At 47.9% G+C, this 18,777-nt stretch carries 17 protein-coding genes; 7 read left to right on the forward strand and 10 right to left on the reverse strand.

The annotated features are described in order from the left end of the window. Position 1 precedes the first annotated feature (1 nt). Both cls and yciU read left to right on the forward strand, forming a co-directional pair. Positions 2-1,462: a cardiolipin synthase gene (gene cls / locus AABJ99_RS13520; protein ID WP_000214516.1), complete on the forward strand. Its 1,461-nt coding sequence runs from the start codon at positions 2-4 to the stop codon at positions 1,460-1,462. Positions 1,463-1,496: 34 nt separating this feature from the next. Then, on the forward strand, positions 1,497-1,826 hold the full coding sequence (gene yciU, locus AABJ99_RS13525) for an HI1450 family dsDNA-mimic protein (RefSeq protein ID WP_000366959.1): 330 nt from the start codon (positions 1,497-1,499) through the stop codon (positions 1,824-1,826). Positions 1,827-1,878: 52 nt separating this feature from the next. Here yciU and oppF read toward each other — a convergent pair whose 3' ends face one another. The 5 genes from oppF to oppA form a co-directional block, all read right to left on the reverse strand. Next, the gene (gene oppF / locus AABJ99_RS13530) at positions 1,879-2,883 is read right to left on the reverse strand and encodes a murein tripeptide/oligopeptide ABC transporter ATP-binding protein OppF (protein WP_000994905.1); all 1,005 of its coding nucleotides are present in this window, start codon (positions 2,881-2,883) and stop codon (positions 1,879-1,881) included. Beyond that, the gene (gene oppD, locus AABJ99_RS13535) at positions 2,880-3,893 is read right to left on the reverse strand and encodes a murein tripeptide/oligopeptide ABC transporter ATP-binding protein OppD (protein ID WP_039020803.1); all 1,014 of its coding nucleotides are present in this window, start codon (positions 3,891-3,893) and stop codon (positions 2,880-2,882) included. The genes oppF and oppD overlap by 4 nt, the downstream gene beginning before the upstream one ends. A gap of 11 nt (positions 3,894-3,904) precedes the next feature. Next, the gene (gene oppC, locus AABJ99_RS13540; protein WP_000979659.1) at positions 3,905-4,813 is read right to left on the reverse strand and encodes an oligopeptide ABC transporter permease OppC; all 909 of its coding nucleotides are present in this window, start codon (positions 4,811-4,813) and stop codon (positions 3,905-3,907) included. Positions 4,814-4,827: 14 nt separating this feature from the next. Further along, a complete protein-coding gene (gene oppB, locus AABJ99_RS13545; protein ID WP_000911114.1) occupies positions 4,828-5,748 on the reverse strand; it encodes an oligopeptide ABC transporter permease OppB in 921 nt (306 codons plus the stop codon). A gap of 85 nt (positions 5,749-5,833) precedes the next feature. After that, positions 5,834-7,465, reverse strand: a complete 1,632-nt coding sequence (oppA, locus tag AABJ99_RS13550) for an oligopeptide ABC transporter substrate-binding protein OppA (RefSeq protein WP_001317786.1) — start codon at positions 7,463-7,465, stop codon at positions 5,834-5,836. 417 nt (positions 7,466-7,882) lie between these two features. On the opposite strand from oppA, the gene AABJ99_RS13555 reads away from it, so the two are divergent. After that, positions 7,883-8,044 carry a hypothetical protein gene (locus tag AABJ99_RS13555; RefSeq protein ID WP_000021855.1) on the forward strand — a complete coding sequence of 54 codons (162 nt, stop codon included), beginning with the start codon at positions 7,883-7,885 and terminating at the stop codon, positions 8,042-8,044. 156 nt (positions 8,045-8,200) lie between these two features. Here AABJ99_RS13555 and ychE read toward each other — a convergent pair whose 3' ends face one another. Further along, positions 8,201-8,848, reverse strand: coding sequence for an NAAT family transporter YchE (gene ychE, locus AABJ99_RS13560; RefSeq protein ID WP_000616773.1), 648 nt, complete (start codon positions 8,846-8,848; stop codon positions 8,201-8,203). 476 nt (positions 8,849-9,324) lie between these two features. Between ychE and adhE the strand changes: the two genes are divergently transcribed. Then, a complete protein-coding gene (adhE, locus tag AABJ99_RS13565; RefSeq protein ID WP_000301634.1) occupies positions 9,325-12,000 on the forward strand; it encodes a bifunctional acetaldehyde-CoA/alcohol dehydrogenase in 2,676 nt (891 codons plus the stop codon). Between the two features lie 302 nt (positions 12,001-12,302). Here the strand turns inward: adhE and tdk are convergent, their stop codons facing one another. Then, a complete protein-coding gene (gene tdk, locus AABJ99_RS13570; protein ID WP_000068076.1) occupies positions 12,303-12,920 on the reverse strand; it encodes a thymidine kinase in 618 nt (205 codons plus the stop codon). A 603-nt stretch (positions 12,921-13,523) separates the two neighbouring features. Here tdk and hns point away from each other — a divergent pair. After that, positions 13,524-13,937: a histone-like nucleoid-structuring protein H-NS gene (hns, locus tag AABJ99_RS13575; protein WP_001287378.1), complete on the forward strand. Its 414-nt coding sequence runs from the start codon at positions 13,524-13,526 to the stop codon at positions 13,935-13,937. A 143-nt stretch (positions 13,938-14,080) separates the two neighbouring features. Here hns and galU read toward each other — a convergent pair whose 3' ends face one another. From galU to rssA, 3 genes are all read right to left on the reverse strand, one after another. Next, complete coding sequence (gene galU / locus AABJ99_RS13580) at positions 14,081-14,989, reverse strand: UTP--glucose-1-phosphate uridylyltransferase GalU (RefSeq protein WP_000718995.1); 909 nt, start codon at positions 14,987-14,989, stop codon at positions 14,081-14,083. Positions 14,990-15,190: 201 nt separating this feature from the next. Continuing rightward, positions 15,191-16,204 carry a two-component system response regulator RssB gene (rssB, locus tag AABJ99_RS13585; protein ID WP_000193447.1) on the reverse strand — a complete coding sequence of 338 codons (1,014 nt, stop codon included), beginning with the start codon at positions 16,202-16,204 and terminating at the stop codon, positions 15,191-15,193. Between the two features lie 91 nt (positions 16,205-16,295). After that, positions 16,296-17,201, reverse strand: a complete 906-nt coding sequence (gene rssA / locus AABJ99_RS13590; protein WP_001226476.1) for a patatin-like phospholipase RssA — start codon at positions 17,199-17,201, stop codon at positions 16,296-16,298. Between the two features lie 112 nt (positions 17,202-17,313). Between rssA and ychJ the strand changes: the two genes are divergently transcribed. Next, positions 17,314-17,772: a YchJ family protein gene (gene ychJ, locus AABJ99_RS13595; protein WP_001602321.1), complete on the forward strand. Its 459-nt coding sequence runs from the start codon at positions 17,314-17,316 to the stop codon at positions 17,770-17,772. A gap of 49 nt (positions 17,773-17,821) precedes the next feature. Then, positions 17,822-18,664, forward strand: coding sequence for a formyltetrahydrofolate deformylase (gene purU, locus AABJ99_RS13600; protein WP_039021477.1), 843 nt, complete (start codon positions 17,822-17,824; stop codon positions 18,662-18,664). Positions 18,665-18,777: the final 113 nt, after the last annotated feature.

Below are 18,777 nucleotides of genomic sequence, written 5' to 3' on the forward strand. Positions count from 1 at the left end.
TATGACAACCGTTTATACGTTGGTGAGTTGGTTGGCCATTCTGGGATACTGGTTGCTCATTGCAGGCGTAACTTTACGCATTCTAATGAAACGACGCGCAGTTCCCTCCGCGATGGCCTGGCTGTTGATCATTTACATTCTGCCCTTAGTCGGAATTATTGCCTATCTTGCCGTTGGCGAGCTCCATTTAGGCAAACGCCGCGCTGAGCGCGCCAGAGCGATGTGGCCTTCCACCGCAAAATGGCTTAACGACCTTAAAGCCTGTAAGCATATCTTCGCCGAAGAAAATAGCAGTGTCGCTGCGCCACTATTCAAGCTATGTGAGCGTCGTCAGGGGATCGCTGGGGTCAAAGGGAATCAGCTGCAACTGATGACCGAGTCAGATGATGTGATGCAGGCGTTAATCCGCGACATCCAGCTCGCTCGCCATAATATCGAGATGGTGTTTTATATCTGGCAGCCCGGCGGCATGGCGGACCAGGTGGCTGAATCATTAATGGCCGCTGCGCGACGCGGCATTCATTGCCGATTGATGCTTGACTCCGCCGGCAGTGTGGCTTTTTTCCGCAGCCCGTGGCCCGAGCTAATGCGTAATGCCGGTATTGAAGTGGTCGAAGCCTTAAAGGTCAATCTGATGCGTGTGTTTTTACGCCGTATGGATCTGCGCCAACATCGCAAGATGATCATGATCGATAATTACATCGCGTACACCGGCAGCATGAATATGGTCGACCCTCGCTACTTCAAACAGGATGCGGGTGTAGGGCAATGGATTGATCTGATGGCGCGTATGGAAGGTCCCATCGCCACCGCGATGGGGATTATATATTCCTGCGACTGGGAGATTGAAACCGGGAAACGTATTCTGCCGCCACCACCAGATGTCAATATTATGCCGTTTGAGCAGGCCAGCGGTCACACCATTCACACAATTGCTTCTGGCCCCGGCTTTCCGGAAGATCTCATTCACCAGGCATTACTGACTGCGGCTTATTCGGCACGTGAATATTTGATCATGACGACGCCCTACTTTGTGCCCAGCGATGATTTACTTCATGCGATTTGCACGGCGGCGCAGCGCGGGGTGGATGTCAGTATTATCCTTCCGCGAAAAAATGATTCAATGCTGGTTGGCTGGGCCAGTCGCGCGTTCTTTACGGAACTGCTGGCTGCTGGTGTTAAAATTTATCAGTTTGAAGGCGGGTTATTGCATACCAAGAGCGTGCTGGTCGATGGCGAATTAAGTCTGGTTGGTACCGTTAACCTTGATATGCGTAGTCTGTGGCTGAATTTCGAGATTACCCTGGCAATCGACGATAAAGGGTTTGGTGCTGACCTCGCCGCCGTTCAGGACGATTATATTTCGCGTTCTCGTCTGCTCGATGCCCGTTTATGGCTAAAACGCCCATTATGGCAACGTGTCGCCGAGCGACTGTTTTACTTCTTCAGCCCGTTGCTGTAAAACGTCGCCAACAGAGGTTAAACAGGTAGTGACTATGGATATGGATCTAAACAATCGCCTGACTGAAGATGAAACGCTTGAGCAGGCCTACGATATTTTTCTCGAACTGGCTGCCGACAATCTCGATCCAGCTGATGTTCTGCTGTTCAATCTTCAGTTTGAAGAGCGCGGCGGCGCGGAGTTATTCGATCCGGCAGAAGACTGGCAGGAACATGTTGATTTCGATTTGAACCCAGACTTTTTTGCCGAAGTGGTGATTGGTCTGGCGGACAGTGAAGATGGTGAAATCAACGATGTTTTCGCCCGCATTCTGTTATGCCGCGAAAAAGATCACAAACTGTGCCATATCATCTGGCGGGAATAAATAATCGCTTTCGGCGTGAAAAAGGGCTGACAACTGTCAGCCCTTATTTTGTTTAAAGCGGATCGACTTTCAGGCAAGACACGGCGTGTCTGAAACTCCCCTCCAGCACAGGACGTGTTTTGGCACACTCTGGACCGGCTATCGGGCAACGGGTACGGAAAACACAACCGGAAGGCGGGTTGATCGGCGACGGTAATTCCCCTTCCAGTAACTGGATAGTTTTGTTCTTCTCCAGATCCGGATCAGGTATGGGGACTGCCGACATCAATGCCCTGGTGTAAGGATGTAGCGGATTGTGGTAGACCTCATCATAGGTCCCCAGTTCTACCGCATGGCCGAGATACATCACCAGCACACGATCGGAAATGTGTTTTACCACGGCCAGGTCGTGAGCGATAAAAATTAATGACAATCCCATCTCGCGTTGCAGCTGCTGGAGCAGGTTGACCACCTGCGCCTGAATTGACACGTCCAGCGCCGACACCGGCTCATCACAGATAATCAGCTTCGGTTCAAGAATAAGAGCACGAGCAATCCCGATACGCTGGCACTGCCCACCAGAGAACTCATGCGGATAGCGGTTAATCAGGTTAGGCAATAACCCGACTTTCAGCATCATCGCCTTCACGCGCTCGCGAACTTCCTGGCGTGACATTTTCGGATGATAAGTACGCAGTGGTTCAGCGATGATCTCGCCGATGGTCATACGCGGGTTAAGCGATGCCAATGGATCCTGGAAAATCATCTGAATATCACTGCGAACGGCACGCCATTCATCGGGCTTCATGCCCAGCAACTCTTTACCTAACCAGGCAACATGACCGTCGGTCGCTTTAACCAGGCCAATGATGGCGCGAGCAAAGGTGGACTTACCGCATCCCGACTCCCCTACCACACCTAATGTTTCCCCTTCATACAGGCGAAGAGTTACACCATCTACGGCTTTGAGCGTTTTCGGCGGTTGCCAGAACCACTGTTTGCCATCTTTGATTTCAAAGTGCACTTTCAGATCGGCGATTTCGAGGAGGACTTTTCTTCCTTCGGTTACAGCATTCATAACAGTTCCTCCACCGGTTTAAAGCAAGCACGCAGACGGCCAGGCGTAAACTCTTCCAGCGGCGGTGCGCTACTACAAATTTCCATCGCATGCGGACAACGTGGCTGGAACGGGCAACCTTTCGGTAATCGCAACAGGTTTGGCGGATTACCCGGGATAGTCAACATTGTTTCACCTTCCGCATCGAGACGCGGCACCGCGTTGAGTAAACCGATAGAATAAGGATGAACGGGTTGATAAAAGACATCGCGCGCGTTGCCATATTCCATCGTGCGCCCGGCGTACATTACCAGCACTTTGTCGCAGATCCCTGCCACCACGCCAAGATCGTGGGTGATCATAATGATGGCGGTATTAAATTCCCGCTTCAGTTCATTCAATAGCGTCATGATCTGCGCCTGTACGGTGACGTCCAGCGCAGTAGTGGGTTCATCAGCAATCAGTAGCTTAGGTCGACATAGCAATGCCATCGCAATCATGACTCGCTGACGCATGCCACCAGAAAATTCATGCGGGTACATTTTCATGCGTTTACGTGCTTCCGGCATTTTTACCGCATCGAGCATCCGCACCGACTCTTCAAACGCTTCGGCCTTGCCCATGCCTTTATGCAGCATCAGCACTTCCATCAACTGCTCACCGACGCGCATATAGGGATTCAACGAAGTCATCGGATCCTGAAAAATCATTGAGATTTGTTCAGCACGCAGTTTATTGAGTTCACGCTCTGGCAAATTGAGGATTTCACGCCCATTGAAGGTTGCCGATCCGCCAATACGCCCATTGGCAGCCAGCAGGCCCATCAACGCAAATGCAGTTTGCGATTTACCCGAACCAGACTCACCGACAATGCCCAGCGTTTCCCCGGCACGTAGAGAAAAATTCAAATCATTGACCGCCGTGACGTCGCCATCCGGGGTACTAAAGGTGACACGCAAATCTTTCACGTTCAGCAGTGCGTCAGCCTGTTGTTGTGCGAGCGGCACAGTTGCAGTTTCAATTACGCTCATGGCTGCACTCCTTAACGATCTTTCGGGTCGAGGGCATCACGCAAGCCATCGCCGATAAAGTTGAAACAAAATAGCGTCACCACGAGGAATCCCGCTGGGAACAACAGTAACCATGGAGAGACTTCCATCGAGTTCGCGCCATCACTCAGCAATGCGCCCCAGCTGCTTAACGGCTCTTGCGTCCCCAACCCCAGGAAGCTAAGGAAAGATTCAAAGAGGATCATGCTGGGCACCAGTAGCGATGCGTAGACCACCACCACACCGAGTACGTTCGGTACAATGTGGCGAATAACAATGCCCGGCGTCGATACACCGCCAACTTGTGCCGCCTCAATAAACTCTTTACGCTTCAGACTCAGGGTTTGCCCACGCACAATACGAGCCATATCCAGCCAGGAAACCATGCCAATCGCCACGAAAATCAGCAGGATGTTTTGACCGAAAAAGGTCACCAGCAAAATGACGAAGAACATGAATGGGAAGGAGTTGAGGATTTCCAGCAGACGCATCATTACCGAATCCACTTTACCGCCCAGATAACCGGAAAGCGAACCATAAAGTGTCCCCACGACCACTGCCACCAGTGCCGCAGCAACACCGACCATGAGTGAGATACGCCCGCCAATCGCAACACGCACAAGCAGGTCGCGACCGGATGAGTCAGTACCAAAGTAGTGACCGGACTCCATATCTGGGGCGCTGGACATCATCGCCCAGTCAGTATCGTCATAGGCAAACTGCGAAAGCATCGGTGCCAGGATTACAAATAACGCGATTAGCACCAGCACTATCAGACTGGCAACCGCCGCACGGTTATGCATAAAACGTCGACGTGCGTCCTGCCACAAGCTGCGCCCTTCGACCTCCAGCTTTTCACTGAAATTTTCCAGCGTCTCGCTGTTTTTCTTACTTAACATCATCGCGAGCTCCAGTATCAGTAACGGATTTTCGGGTCGATAACCGCATATAGCACATCGACAATGGCATTAAACAAAATGGTTAACGCGCCAACCAGAATGGTCAGACTTAACACTAAGGAATAGTCACGATTCAATGCGCCATTAACGAACAATTGCCCAATCCCCGGTAAACCATAAATGGTTTCGATGACCATAGAACCGGTAATAATGCCGACAAATGCAGGGCCCATATAGGAGAGCACGGGTAACAGAGCAGGTTTTAATGCGTGGCGTAAAATGATCCGCCGCATAGGTAACCCTTTCGCCCGGGCAGTACGAATAAAGTTGGAGTGTAATACTTCAATCATAGAGCCACGGGTAATACGCGCAATACTGGCGATATAGGCGAGTGACAACGCCACCATTGGCAGTATCATGAATTTAAGCGCACCACCATTCCAGCCACCGCCCGGCAGCCAATGCAAAATGATCGCAAATATCATGACTAATAATGGCGCAACCACAAAACTGGGGATAACAACCCCGGTCATTGCCAGCCCCATCACGGTATAGTCCCATTTGGTGTTTTGTTTTAATGCAGCAATAACGCCAGCACTAACACCCAGTACTACCGCAAGGAAAAATGCAGCGGCTCCCAGTTTTGCTGAAACCGGAAAGCTGGAGGCTACCAGGTCATTGACCGAATAATCTTTATATTTAAAAGACGGACCGAAATCGCCATGCGCCAGTTGTTTCAGGTAGCTGAAATACTGTGTCATGATCGGATCATTAAGATGATATTTCGCTTCGATATTGGCCATCACTTCTGGCGGTAAAGTACGTTCGCCGGTAAAAGGGCTTCCTGGCGCGAGGCGCATCATGAAGAACGAAATAGTAATAAGAATAAATAGCGTCGGAATCGCTTCCAGACAGCGACGTAGAATAAATTTTAACATTGCCCTACCTTCTGGCCTGTGCCTTCTGTAATGCGATAAAAATCAGACACCGTGGAGCAGGACACTCCTGCCCCACGTATTGCCATTAGTGCTTCACAATGTACATATTCCGCGTGTAGGTATTATCCAGCGGATCTTTGCCGGTATAGCCACCAACCCACGGTTTCACCAGACGCGCATTCACGTAGTAATAAACAGGAACAATGGCCGAATCCTTATCCAGCTGTTGTTCTGCTTTAGTGTACAGAGCTGTGCGCTGCGCCTCGTCAGTCGCTTTCAGCGTTTCCGCCATAATGCTGTCAAAGGCCGGGCTCTTATAATGCGCGGTATTCATCGAGCTGTTCGACAGCATGGTGTTCAGGAAGGAAGTTGGTTCGTTGTAGTCTGCACACCAGCCTGCACGGGCCACATCAAAAGTGCCCTGGTGACGGGTGTCGAGGAACGTTTTCCACTCCTGGTTAACCAGTTTGACGTTTACACCAATGTTTTTCTTCCACAATGAAGAGGCAGCAATCGCCAGCTTTTTATGCAGATCGGAGGTGTTATACAACAGGTTGATGGTCAACGGTTTGTCTGCGGTATAACCCGCTTCAGCCAGCAGTTTTTTCGCTTCTTCGTTACGTTTTTCCTGGCTCCAGCCAAACCATTCCGGCTGAGTCAATTTTGCGCCATCAGTATACGGTGGAGTGTAACCATAGGCGGGCATGTCGCCCTGCGCTTTCACTTTATTAACAATGATATCGCGGTCCATACCCAGTTTCAGTGCGGTACGCACACGTACATCGTTGAATGGCGGTTTCTGGTTGTTAATTTCGTAATAATAAGTGCACAGGTACGGATCAACGTGAACTTCGTCCGGGATCTCTTTTTTCAGCTTCTGGAACAATTCGATCGGCATGTTGTTATAAGTCATGTCGATTTCACCACTACGGTAGCGGTTGACATCGGTAACTTCAGAAGCAATAGGCAAATAGGTTACCTGGTTAATAACGGTTTTCGCGTTGTTCCAGTAGGTTGGGCTGCGTTCAAGAACGATTCGTTCGTTTACGACCCAATCTTTTAAGGTATAGGCACCGTTGGTGATGATATTACCAGGCTGGGTCCATTTTTCGCCGAATTTCTCGATAGCGGCTTTTGGCACCGGTGAAGTTGATGGGTGAACAAGTAATTTATAGAAGTACGGAACAGGTTCACTTAAGGTGACTTCTAATGTGTGATCATCAATAGCTTTCACGCCGAGATCGGTAATCGGTTTTTTCCCTTCAAGAATTTCATCAATACCGGCGATATGCCCATATTGCAGATAACTGGCATACGGAGAAGCGGTGTTTGGATCAACAGAACGTTGCCAGCTATACACAAAGTCTTGTGCTGTGACTGGTGTGCCATCAGACCATTTCGCATCTTTACGCAAATGGAAGGTCCAGACTTTCGCGTCTTTATTATCCCAGGATTCAGCGACGCCAGGTGCCGGATGACCGTCAAGATCGCTGACCAGTAAGCCTTCAAACAGGTCTCGGCTGATATTAGACTCCGGAACACCTTCAATTTTATGCGGATCTAATGACTGAACTTCTGAACCATTGTTACGTACCAGCGTTTGTTTTTCCGCCAGTGTGACGCCTGCGGGTACATCAGCTGCCAGCGCGACATTCCCTGCCATAAGCGCAGCCAGAACGCCAGCTGCTACTAAACTTCTCTTGGTGATGTTGGTCATTGTTTTTTGGACTCCCTCATTATAATTACTGGTATTAACCAGCATGTGTAATCCCGGATTGGGACCCTGCACAGGCTCGGAGACTTTCTGCTGTCAGGTTACTTTATCGTTACGGATTGCTATCACCGACTTTATTTATTCTGGTGATTCAGACGATCACCTTATGTCGATTCGTACTGTGTCTCCCCTGTCGAGACACATTATTCTTTTGCGACGCTCTTTAATTGTTAATTATTCTCATTACCAATAAAAATCGCCTGGCGGTTGGTCGGAAAGTACCAAATGCGCTTCTTACTCGCCAATACATTTTGCAAAATTGTTAAGCAATTCTCTTTTATTGACAATGTCAGAATCTACAGCGCGCGTCCATGATTTAACAAACATCTTTCAATTCAATCAAATAGAGAACTGTTAAGCATGTCTATCTTTTCTGGCTATAGATTAAGTCGTGAAATACACAATAATTTAACAAATGATTATTATTTAGCACTTTCCTCTACCAAAGGCAGTGGAATTACTAATATCATTTCAATTATTCTTCAGCAAGCCCAGGATTATGATGTGGCGAAAATAACATGATGGTGAGGCGAAGCAGTTAAGGAAATCCTTATAAATAACTGTAATTTCAGAGGAATATTCTTACCTATTCCTTTTGCTTTTGATAACTGCGCGGGAACAAAGTAAAAATAATGACGAAAAAACGGAGCATGTCAGCTCCGTTTCATTTGAAAGGAATTAATTAAGCAGGCCGGGGAAAATCCCCTTAATACCAGTAACGATAAATTCAATCCCCAACGCCATCAGCAATAGCCCCATAATACGCGTAATCACGTTGATGCCGGTCTGGCGTAAAACCCGTACCAGCCACGGTGCCATGCGGAACAATCCCCAGCAGCATAAAGCAAACAATGCAATAGCCACAAAGAAACCAAATAGATAGCTAATACTGTGATAACGCGTACCCCAGACGATGGTGGAACTAATCGCCCCTGGCCCCGCCATCAACGGCAACGCCAATGGCACTACACCAATGCTTTCACGTACCGCGGTTTCTGATTTTTCTTGCTTGTTCTGTTTATCCTCGCCGAGCTTGCCGCTGATCATCGACATCGCAATCGTCACCACCAGGATGCCACCGGCGATACGGAACGAATCAATTGATATACCAAAAAGCTGTAGAATCGTGTCGCCGAGAAAAAGCGAGATCCACAAGATAATGGCCACAGACAAGTTGGCTGTAAGGTTCGTTTTGTTTCGCGCTGCCGCTGTCTGATAACTGGTCATGCTGATAAAGACGGGAATAATCCCAACCGGGTTGACCAGCGCAAATAACCCGATGAAAAATTTGAAGTAAACGGGAAAATCAAAAAGGGTCTGAATCACGGTTAGCTCCGAAGCAAAAGCCGGATAATGTTAGCCATAAAAAGGTTAAAAAGACGCGCTGACAATACGCCTTTTAACCGCATTTTTCACCTCCTAACTACTTAAAATTGCTATCATTCGTTATTGTTATCTAGTTGTACAAAACATGCTAATGTAACCAACAAACCATACTACAATTTATTAACTGTTAGCTATAATGGCGAAAAGCGATGCTGAAAGGTGTCAGCTTCGCAAAAATTTGATTTGGATCACGTAATCAGTACCCAGAAGTGAGTAATCTTGCTTACGCCACCTGGAAGTGACGCATTAGAGATAAATAGCTCTAATGTTTAAACTCTTTTAGTAAATCACAGTGAGTGTGAGCGCGAGTAAGCTTTTGATTTTCATCGGTTAAGCAAATCATCACCGCACTGACTATACTCTCGTATTCGAGCAGATGATTTACTAAAAAAGTTTAACATTATCAGGAGAGCATTATGGCTGTTACTAATGTCGCTGAACTTAACGCACTCGTAGAGCGTGTAAAAAAAGCCCAGCGTGAATATGCCAGTTTCACTCAAGAGCAAGTAGACAAAATCTTCCGCGCCGCCGCCCTGGCAGCTGCAGATGCTCGAATCCCACTCGCGAAAATGGCCGTTGCCGAATCCGGCATGGGTATCGTCGAAGATAAAGTAATCAAAAACCACTTTGCTTCTGAATATATCTACAACGCCTATAAAGATGAAAAAACCTGTGGTGTTCTGTCTGAAGACGACACTTTTGGTACCATCACTATCGCTGAACCAATCGGTATTATTTGCGGTATCGTTCCGACTACTAACCCGACTTCAACGGCTATCTTCAAATCGCTGATCAGCTTGAAGACCCGTAACGCCATTATCTTCTCCCCGCACCCGCGTGCTAAAGATGCAACCAACAAAGCTGCAGATATTGTTCTGCAGGCTGCTATCGCTGCTGGTGCGCCGAAAGACCTGATTGGCTGGATCGATCAACCTTCTGTTGAACTGTCTAACGCGCTGATGCACCACCCAGACATCAACCTGATCCTCGCGACCGGTGGTCCGGGTATGGTTAAAGCCGCATACAGCTCCGGTAAACCAGCTATCGGCGTAGGCGCGGGTAACACTCCAGTCGTTATCGATGAAACTGCTGATATCAAACGTGCAGTTGCATCTGTACTGATGTCTAAAACCTTCGACAACGGCGTAATCTGTGCTTCTGAACAATCTGTTGTTGTAGTTGACTCTGTTTATGACGCGGTACGTGAGCGTTTCGCTACCCACGGCGGTTACATACTGCAGGGCAAAGAGCTGAAAGCAGTTCAGGACGTTATCCTGAAAAACGGCGCACTGAACGCAGCTATCGTTGGTCAGCCAGCCTATAAAATTGCTGAACTGGCAGGCTTTTCTGTACCAGAAAATACCAAGATTCTGATCGGTGAAGTGACCGTTGTTGATGAAAGCGAACCGTTCGCACATGAAAAACTGTCCCCGACTCTGGCAATGTACCGTGCTAAAGATTTCGAAGACGCGGTAGAAAAAGCAGAGAAACTGGTTGCTATGGGCGGCATCGGTCATACCTCTTGCCTGTACACTGACCAGGATAACCAACCGGCTCGCGTTGCCTACTTCGGTCAGAAAATGAAAACGGCCCGTATTCTGATCAACACCCCGGCGTCTCAGGGTGGTATCGGTGACCTGTATAACTTCAAACTCGCACCTTCCCTGACTCTGGGTTGTGGTTCCTGGGGTGGTAACTCCATCTCTGAAAACGTTGGTCCGAAACACCTGATCAACAAGAAAACCGTTGCTAAGCGAGCTGAAAACATGTTGTGGCACAAACTTCCGAAATCTATCTACTTCCGCCGTGGCTCTCTGCCAATCGCGCTGGATGAAGTGATTACTGATGGCCACAAACGTGCGCTCATCGTGACTGACCGCTTCCTGTTCAACAATGGTTATGCTGATCAGATCACTTCCGTACTGAAAGCAGCAGGCGTTGAAACTGAAGTCTTCTTCGAAGTAGAAGCTGACCCGACCCTGAGCATCGTTCGTAAAGGTGCAGAACTGGCAAACTCCTTCAAACCAGACGTGATTATCGCGCTGGGTGGTGGTTCCCCGATGGATGCCGCGAAGATCATGTGGGTCATGTACGAGCATCCAGAAACTCACTTCGAAGAACTGGCGCTGCGCTTTATGGATATCCGTAAACGTATCTACAAGTTCCCGAAAATGGGCGTGAAAGCGAAAATGATCGCTGTCACCACCACTTCTGGTACAGGTTCTGAAGTCACTCCGTTTGCGGTTGTAACTGACGACGCTACTGGTCAGAAATATCCGCTGGCAGACTATGCGCTGACCCCGGATATGGCGATTGTCGATGCCAACCTGGTTATGGACATGCCGAAGTCCCTGTGTGCTTTCGGTGGTCTGGACGCAGTAACTCACGCCATGGAAGCTTATGTTTCTGTACTGGCATCTGAGTTCTCTGATGGTCAGGCACTGCAGGCACTGAAACTGCTGAAAGAATATCTGCCAGCGTCCTACCACGAAGGATCTAAAAATCCGGTAGCGCGTGAACGTGTTCACAGTGCAGCAACTATCGCGGGTATCGCGTTTGCGAACGCCTTCCTGGGTGTATGTCACTCAATGGCGCACAAACTGGGTTCCCAGTTCCATATTCCGCACGGTCTGGCAAACGCCCTGCTGATTTGTAACGTTATTCGCTACAACGCGAATGACAACCCGACCAAGCAGACTGCATTCAGCCAGTATGACCGTCCGCAGGCTCGCCGTCGTTATGCTGAAATTGCTGACCACCTGGGTCTGAGCGCACCGGGCGACCGTACTGCTGCTAAGATCGAGAAACTGCTGGCATGGCTGGAAACGCTGAAAGCTGAACTGGGTATTCCGAAATCTATCCGTGAAGCTGGCGTTCAGGAAGCAGACTTCCTGGCGAATGTGGATAAACTGTCTGAAGATGCATTCGATGACCAGTGCACCGGCGCTAACCCGCGTTACCCACTGATCTCCGAGCTGAAACAGATTCTGCTGGATACCTACTACGGTCGTGATTATGTAGAAGGTGAAACTGCAGCGAAAAAAGAAGCCGCTCCGGCTAAAGCTGAGAAAAAAGCGAAGAAATCCGCTTAATAAGTAGCGCTGTCTGGCAACATAAACGGTCCCTTCTGGGGCCGTTTTTTTGTTTTACCCAAAGCAATTTTCCCATAAACCGACAGCATTTGCCTTCATCATATTTACGGCGATGTATAACGCCTACACACAGCGATATTGTACTTTACAGGTCACAAGTCAACGTCACTGTAAAAGCGATCTGTGAGGGGTATAGTGGCGTTAAAGAACTGTCGAGAAGGGTATATACACCGGATGAAGTGCGTAAAATGAACTGACAGGATAAAAGCGCCCTGCTCACCCTGTCAGTAAAGAAATTCTTATTAATCGTGGCGATGCCTTTCCTGAATAGCCGTTAATGAGCCGACTTCTAACGCCTCTTTATAGTGTTTGCGGCATACAGAAACGTAGCGTTCATTACCACCAATAACCACCTGCTCACCTTCGTTATAAGGTCTGCCTGCTTGATCAAGACGCAGCACCATGCTTGCTTTACGGCCACAAAAACAGATGGTTTTTAATTCAACCAGTTTGTCGGACCATGCCAGTAAGTATTGGCTGCCAATAAATAATTCACCTCGAAAATCGGTACGTAAACCATAACAAAGTACGGGTATATCGAGTTGATCTACAACCTCCGATAATTCATATACTTGTTGTCTGGTTAAAAACTGGCATTCATCAACCAGTACGCAATGAATTGCCTGCTGTTCATGTTCCGCACGAATCTCATCAAATAATGATGAATTTTGGTTAAATAATTTTGCAGGCGATGACAAACCTATACGCGAGCTGACTTTCCCGGCACCAAAGCGATCATCAATTTCTGCCGTATATACGACAGTGCGCATGCCGCGTTCCTGGTAATTGTATGAAGATTGCAACAATGCTGTAGACTTACCCGCATTCATTGCGGAATAGTAGAAATATAGCTGTGCCATCAGCCACAGGCCCTCAATGATATGAAATAAAGTTGGCTGGAGTTTATCATAATTCGTCAGTTTTTCAGCTCAACAGTATGCATAGAAGTGGTATATGCGTTCTCCCTTACGAAGCCTTGCATAATCCTTCTGAGCTATCATTACAACTGCCTCGCTTGTTATAAGCGGGTAAATGACTGCTGGTAACTATTCACAATCTTTAACCTGTTGCGCAAGTAATAGCCCTCTGTTGACCTCCTGGAGATAGTGCAATACTAAGTCCCTGCTCTTATTGCGACTGTTCTACTTTTCATCATTCGCTTAATAGGGAATTCTCGTAAACACGACTAATACAGAAGACTGAAAGGTCGTCAGCCTACGATAATCTCCCCATAAAATGTGACATGAATCAGGAAGTTTTAACCTCACGTGCTGCGAAATCATCGGCGCAAATAGGGCTATATGCCGCGTCTTTTCTGGCTAATTTTATGAAAAGATATTTATTGGCGGCACAAAATAAAGAACAATTTTGAATTCCTTACATTCCTGGCTATTGCACAACTGAATTTAAGGCTCTATTATTACCTCAACAAACCACCCCAATATAAGTTTGAGATTACTACAATGAGCGAAGCACTTAAAATTCTGAACAACATCCGTACTCTTCGTGCGCAGGCAAGAGAATGTACACTTGAAACGCTGGAAGAAATGCTGGAAAAATTAGAAGTTGTTGTTAACGAACGTCGCGAAGAAGAAAGCGCGGCTGCTGCTGAAGTTGAAGAGCGCACTCGTAAACTGCAACAATATCGCGAAATGCTGATCGCTGACGGTATTGACCCGAACGAACTGCTGAATAGCCTTGCTGCCGTTAAATCTGGCACCAAAGCTAAACGCGCTCAGCGTCCGGCAAAATACAGCTACGTTGACGAAAACGGCGAAACTAAAACCTGGACTGGCCAGGGTCGTACTCCAGCTGTAATCAAAAAAGCAATGGATGAGCAAGGTAAATCCCTCGACGATTTCCTGATCAAGCAATAATCTTTTGTAGATGACACTTGCTTAAAATCCCGCCATTGGCGGGATTTTTTATTGTCCGGTTTAAGACAATTTAATAAGAATAAGCTATAAAAAAACGGCGTCGATTGCTCAACGCCGTTTCGTGGATAACACCGATACGGAAGTTACTTCTTAATGCCCATCTCTTCTTCAAGCCAGGCTTTAAATTCCGTGCCAAGGGTGTTATGACGAATACCGTATTCAACGAAGGCCTGCATGTAACCTAATTTATTACCGCAGTCATGGCTCTTCCCTTTCATATGATAGGCTTCCACCGTTTCTTTTTCGATCAGCATATCAATTGCGTCGGTGAGCTGAATTTCATCACCAGCACCCGGAGGGGTTTTTGCCAGCAACGGCCAAATATCCGCGCTAAGAACGTAACGACCCACAATAGCGAGATTAGACGGCGCAACATCCGCTTTTGGTTTTTCAACCACGCCAACCATCGGTACGCTTTCACCCGGCGCTAATTCAACGCCTTTGCAATCCACAACGCCATATGCGGTCACATCAGCAACCGGTTCAACCATGATCTGGCTATGACCCGTTTCATCAAAGCGGCGGATCATCTCTGCCAGGTTATCCTGTGACAAATCGGATTCATATTCGTCCAGAATAACGTCAGGCAAAATAACAGCCACAGGTTCATCACCCACTACCGGGTGAGCACACAATACCGCGTGTCCCAGGCCTTTCGCCAGCCCCTGACGAACTTGCATAATAGTCACGTGCGGCGGACAAATAGACTGCACTTCATCAAGCAGTTGACGTTTTACACGTTTTTCCAGCATTGCTTCCAGTTCAAAACTGGTATCAAAGTGGTTTTCAATAGAGTTTTTAGATGAGTGAGTAACCAGCACAATTTCAGTAATGCCAGCCGCAATACATTCATTCACGACGTATTGAATTAATGGCTTATCGACAAGTGGCAGCATCTCTTTCGGGATGGCTTTCGTCGCCGGCAACATCCTGGTTCCTAATCCCGCAACGGGGATAACGGCTTTTTTGACTTTCGTATTAATGGCAGCCATTTAAATTCTCCTGGACTGTTCGTGTTTTGAACGTGTTCATATTTCTGTATCGCATCCCAGTATATCAGCACCCCGAAGGGGCTAAGTTCTGAAAAGGAGGCGAGTTAGCATAATTAAGACAATTACTTATACGAATGGCGACGATAGTACCACCAGCCGACATTAGCAGGTAATGCAAATTTAGCCCGCGTTATCGTTTGCTCATTCTGCAGACAACATCAAGCGAAGCCGACCACCGGTTCCCCATATTTGGCATTGCCAGGCATCGCATCGCTGGCTCAATTGATTCAAATAAGCGTTACCTAAAGTGCCTAACGGAACACCATTACTGATTTGCACCTGGTGTTCGCCAGTATTTAACGTCGCATTCAGACCCGCAGAAACCAGAATGAGATTTTTCAGTTCGCGATGATAATAGCCAACTAATAGCGGAAACTGCCCCGGCAGATTGGCCTGACGGAGTAAATGGTTTACCTGCTTCAATAACGCGCCCAACTCTGGCAACCGTTGATTTTGATGTGCAAGCTGTTCCTGTAATAATCCGTTAAACAATGCGCGTAATAACAAGGCAGCAAGTACGCCATTATGTCCAGCTCTGGTGACATCAAGGCAATAAAATGCCAGATCGTTTTCCGAAAGTGCGGCAATATCAAGCACCAGGCCGGGTTTGTCCGCGGCAACCAATTGACGATAATTAACCCGGCAATGGGAAATCACCTGCTGAACCGGCGGTTGCAATTCCTGTAATAATTTCGCCGCTGCGGCAGGGTTATCAACCATTGCATCCCAGTCGCGAAAAAGCCTCTCCTCTTCCTCAACGCGGGAATTAAACATGCTGGGATAGAGACAGGCAAAAACCATCTCGCGCAAGCGATTCAGATCTTTAACTGGTTTCAGCAAAACATCTTCAACGCCCAGACGTAACGCTTTGGCAATATCTGCCATATTTTCAGTGGCAGATATCACCAGAACCGGTGTCTGGTCACCTCTGTTGCGTATATGTTCCAGCAGTTTGAGCCCGTTCATTCGTGGCATCGCGATATCACATATCATCAGGTCTGGAGTGAAACCTCCCAGCAACTCAAGGGCATCCACCCCATCAGCCGCCAGTACCGTTGTCGCTCCCAATGAGGAAAACCACGAATCCAGAAGCGAGCGAAATACCTGCTCATCTTCAACAATGAGAATCTGTTTTCCGACCAATGGCTGCGTCATGTTCTCTCCCCTGACTGGCTTTACTCAATAGTGGCATGCTATTGCCACCTGCGCCTGTCAGAATTAACTTAAGTGTAGATAAAAATTCTGGTCAAATGTTGGTGCGTACCAACGGCAAAAGTTCGTCCATTTTCTTTTCCACTGCCAGCTGCCCAGCCGCAATGGCAGCGTGCGCGCGATGGAAATCAAGCGTAGATATTTGCGGGCAAACAGGTTGAATCAGAATATCGGGCGGATCACCTGCCATGCGGTTTCTTTTAAGGCGGTTCTCCAGCACCTGGATAGAAGTGGTCATAATCTCTGTTGCCGTTGGCGCTGTCACCGCCCGACGTGTCGTTATGCTGCCCAACCTTTCTTTCAGACGCGCATGCCACGGCAGAGAATCACCATTCTCGCTATTTTCTTCACTGACATTAAAGGAGAGCAGATCTTGTTGCATCAAATGAGCATCGTGCTGCAGGTCGACCGCTATCACAATATCAGCACCCAATGCACGCGTGAGCGAAATAGGAATTGGGTTAACTACTGCCCCATCAACCAGCCAGTAGCCGTTATGCGCAACGGGTGCCATTAGTCCTGGAATACTGCATGATGCACGAATAGCAAGATGGAGATCGCCTTCAGTAAACCATAATTCGCGCCCAGTACTTAAATTGGTGGCAACAGCCGCGAAGCGACGGGAACAATTTTCGATCTCTGTTTCCGGCATTATTTCGCGATATTGATTGAAGACACGCTCGCCGCGCAGTAACCCACCGCGCTGCCAGGAGAGATCCATCAGGCGTAAAACATCCCAATAACTGAAAGAGGTTACCCAATCTTCCAGCGCAGATAATCGATCGCATGCATAGGCCGCGCCCACCAGCGAACCAATTGAGCATCCTGCAACGATATCAATTTCAATACCCACTTTTTTTAGCGCATTAATAACGCCAATATGCGACCAACCTCTCGCCGCGCCAGATCCCAGCGCCAGCCCTATTTTTATCTTTCTCATTATTCCCGCAAGATTCCCCTGGAATGCAATCGTAGCAACATCGCTACTGCTCGGTTAACATAGTGCTACTCAGGCGGTTAATACGCCGTTATTGTTTCCAGGGAGATTATTTGTGTCTCAGCTTTGTCCCTGTGGTAGTGCTGTCGAGTATAGCCTATGTTGCCACCCTTATGTGTCTGGTGAAAAGGTTGCACCTGATCCAGAACATCTCATGCGTTCGCGTTACTGCGCTTTTGTGATGCAAGACGCAGATTATTTAATAAAGACCTGGCATCCATCTTGTGGAGCGGCGGCGTTACGTGCCGAATTGATTGCCGGATTTGCGCATACTGAATGGTTGGGATTGACCGTATTTGAACATTGTTGGCAGGACGGCGACAATATCGGATTTGTCAGTTTTGTTGCTCGATTTACCGAAGGTGGCAAAACAGGCGCAATAATTGAACGTTCACGATTTTTGAAAGAAAACGGTCAATGGTACTATATTGACGGTACACGTCCGCAGTTTGGCCGCAACGATCCCTGCCCTTGTGGTTCAGGTAAAAAATTTAAAAAGTGCTGCGGCCAATAATGGTTGACGGTACGGTTAAGCAAACACTCTCAACAAGGTTTTTCCAGCAATGCATTCACTCCAACGTAAAGTTCTGCGTACTATTTGTCCGGACCAAAAAGGTCTGATCGCCCGTATTACTAATATTTGCTATAAGCACGAGTTAAATATCGTGCAGAACAATGAATTTGTTGATCACCGTACCGGGCGCTTTTTTATGCGCACGGAGCTGGAAGGCATTTTTAATGATTCAACCCTGCTGGCGGATCTCGATAGCGCATTGCCAGAAGGCTCCGTGCGTGAGCTGAATCCCGCCGGTCGTCGCCGGATAGTAATTCTGGTGACTAAAGAAGCGCATTGCCTTGGCGATCTGCTGATGAAAGCCAATTACGGTGGACTGGATGTCGAAATCGCGGCGGTTATTGGTAACCACGAGACTTTACGTTCCCTGGTCGAGCGTTTTGATATTCCGTTTGAACTCGTAAGCCACGAAGGGTTAAGCCGCAACGAGCACGATCAAAAAATGGCGGATGCCATTGACGCTTATCAGCCTGACTACGTGGTGCTGGCGAAGTATATGCGCGTATTAACGCCAGAATTTGTGGCACGCTTCCCGAATAAGATCATCAATATTCACCATTCATTCCTGCCAGCGTTTATCGGCGCACGTCCTTATCACCAGGCCTATGAACGTGGCGTGAAGATTATTGGCGCAACCGCTCACTATGTGAATGACAATCTGGACGAAGGTCCAATCATTATGCAGGACGTTATTCATGTAGATCACACTTACACTGCCGAAGATATGATGCGTGCGGGTCGTGATGTCGAGAAAAACGTATTAAGCCGCGCGCTTTACCAGGTTTTGGCGCAGCGTGTATTTGTTTACGGTAACCGGACGATTATTCTTTAATCGCTGGCAAAATAGAACTGGTTGCCTTTAATCCGTTACGGATGAAAATTACGCAACCAGTTCATTTTTCTCAACGTAACCCTTTACAGCGGCGTGTCATTTGATATGATGCG

This window comes from Escherichia coli, assembly GCF_036503815.1.
Classification (GTDB): Bacteria; Pseudomonadota; Gammaproteobacteria; order Enterobacterales; family Enterobacteriaceae; genus Escherichia; species Escherichia coli_F.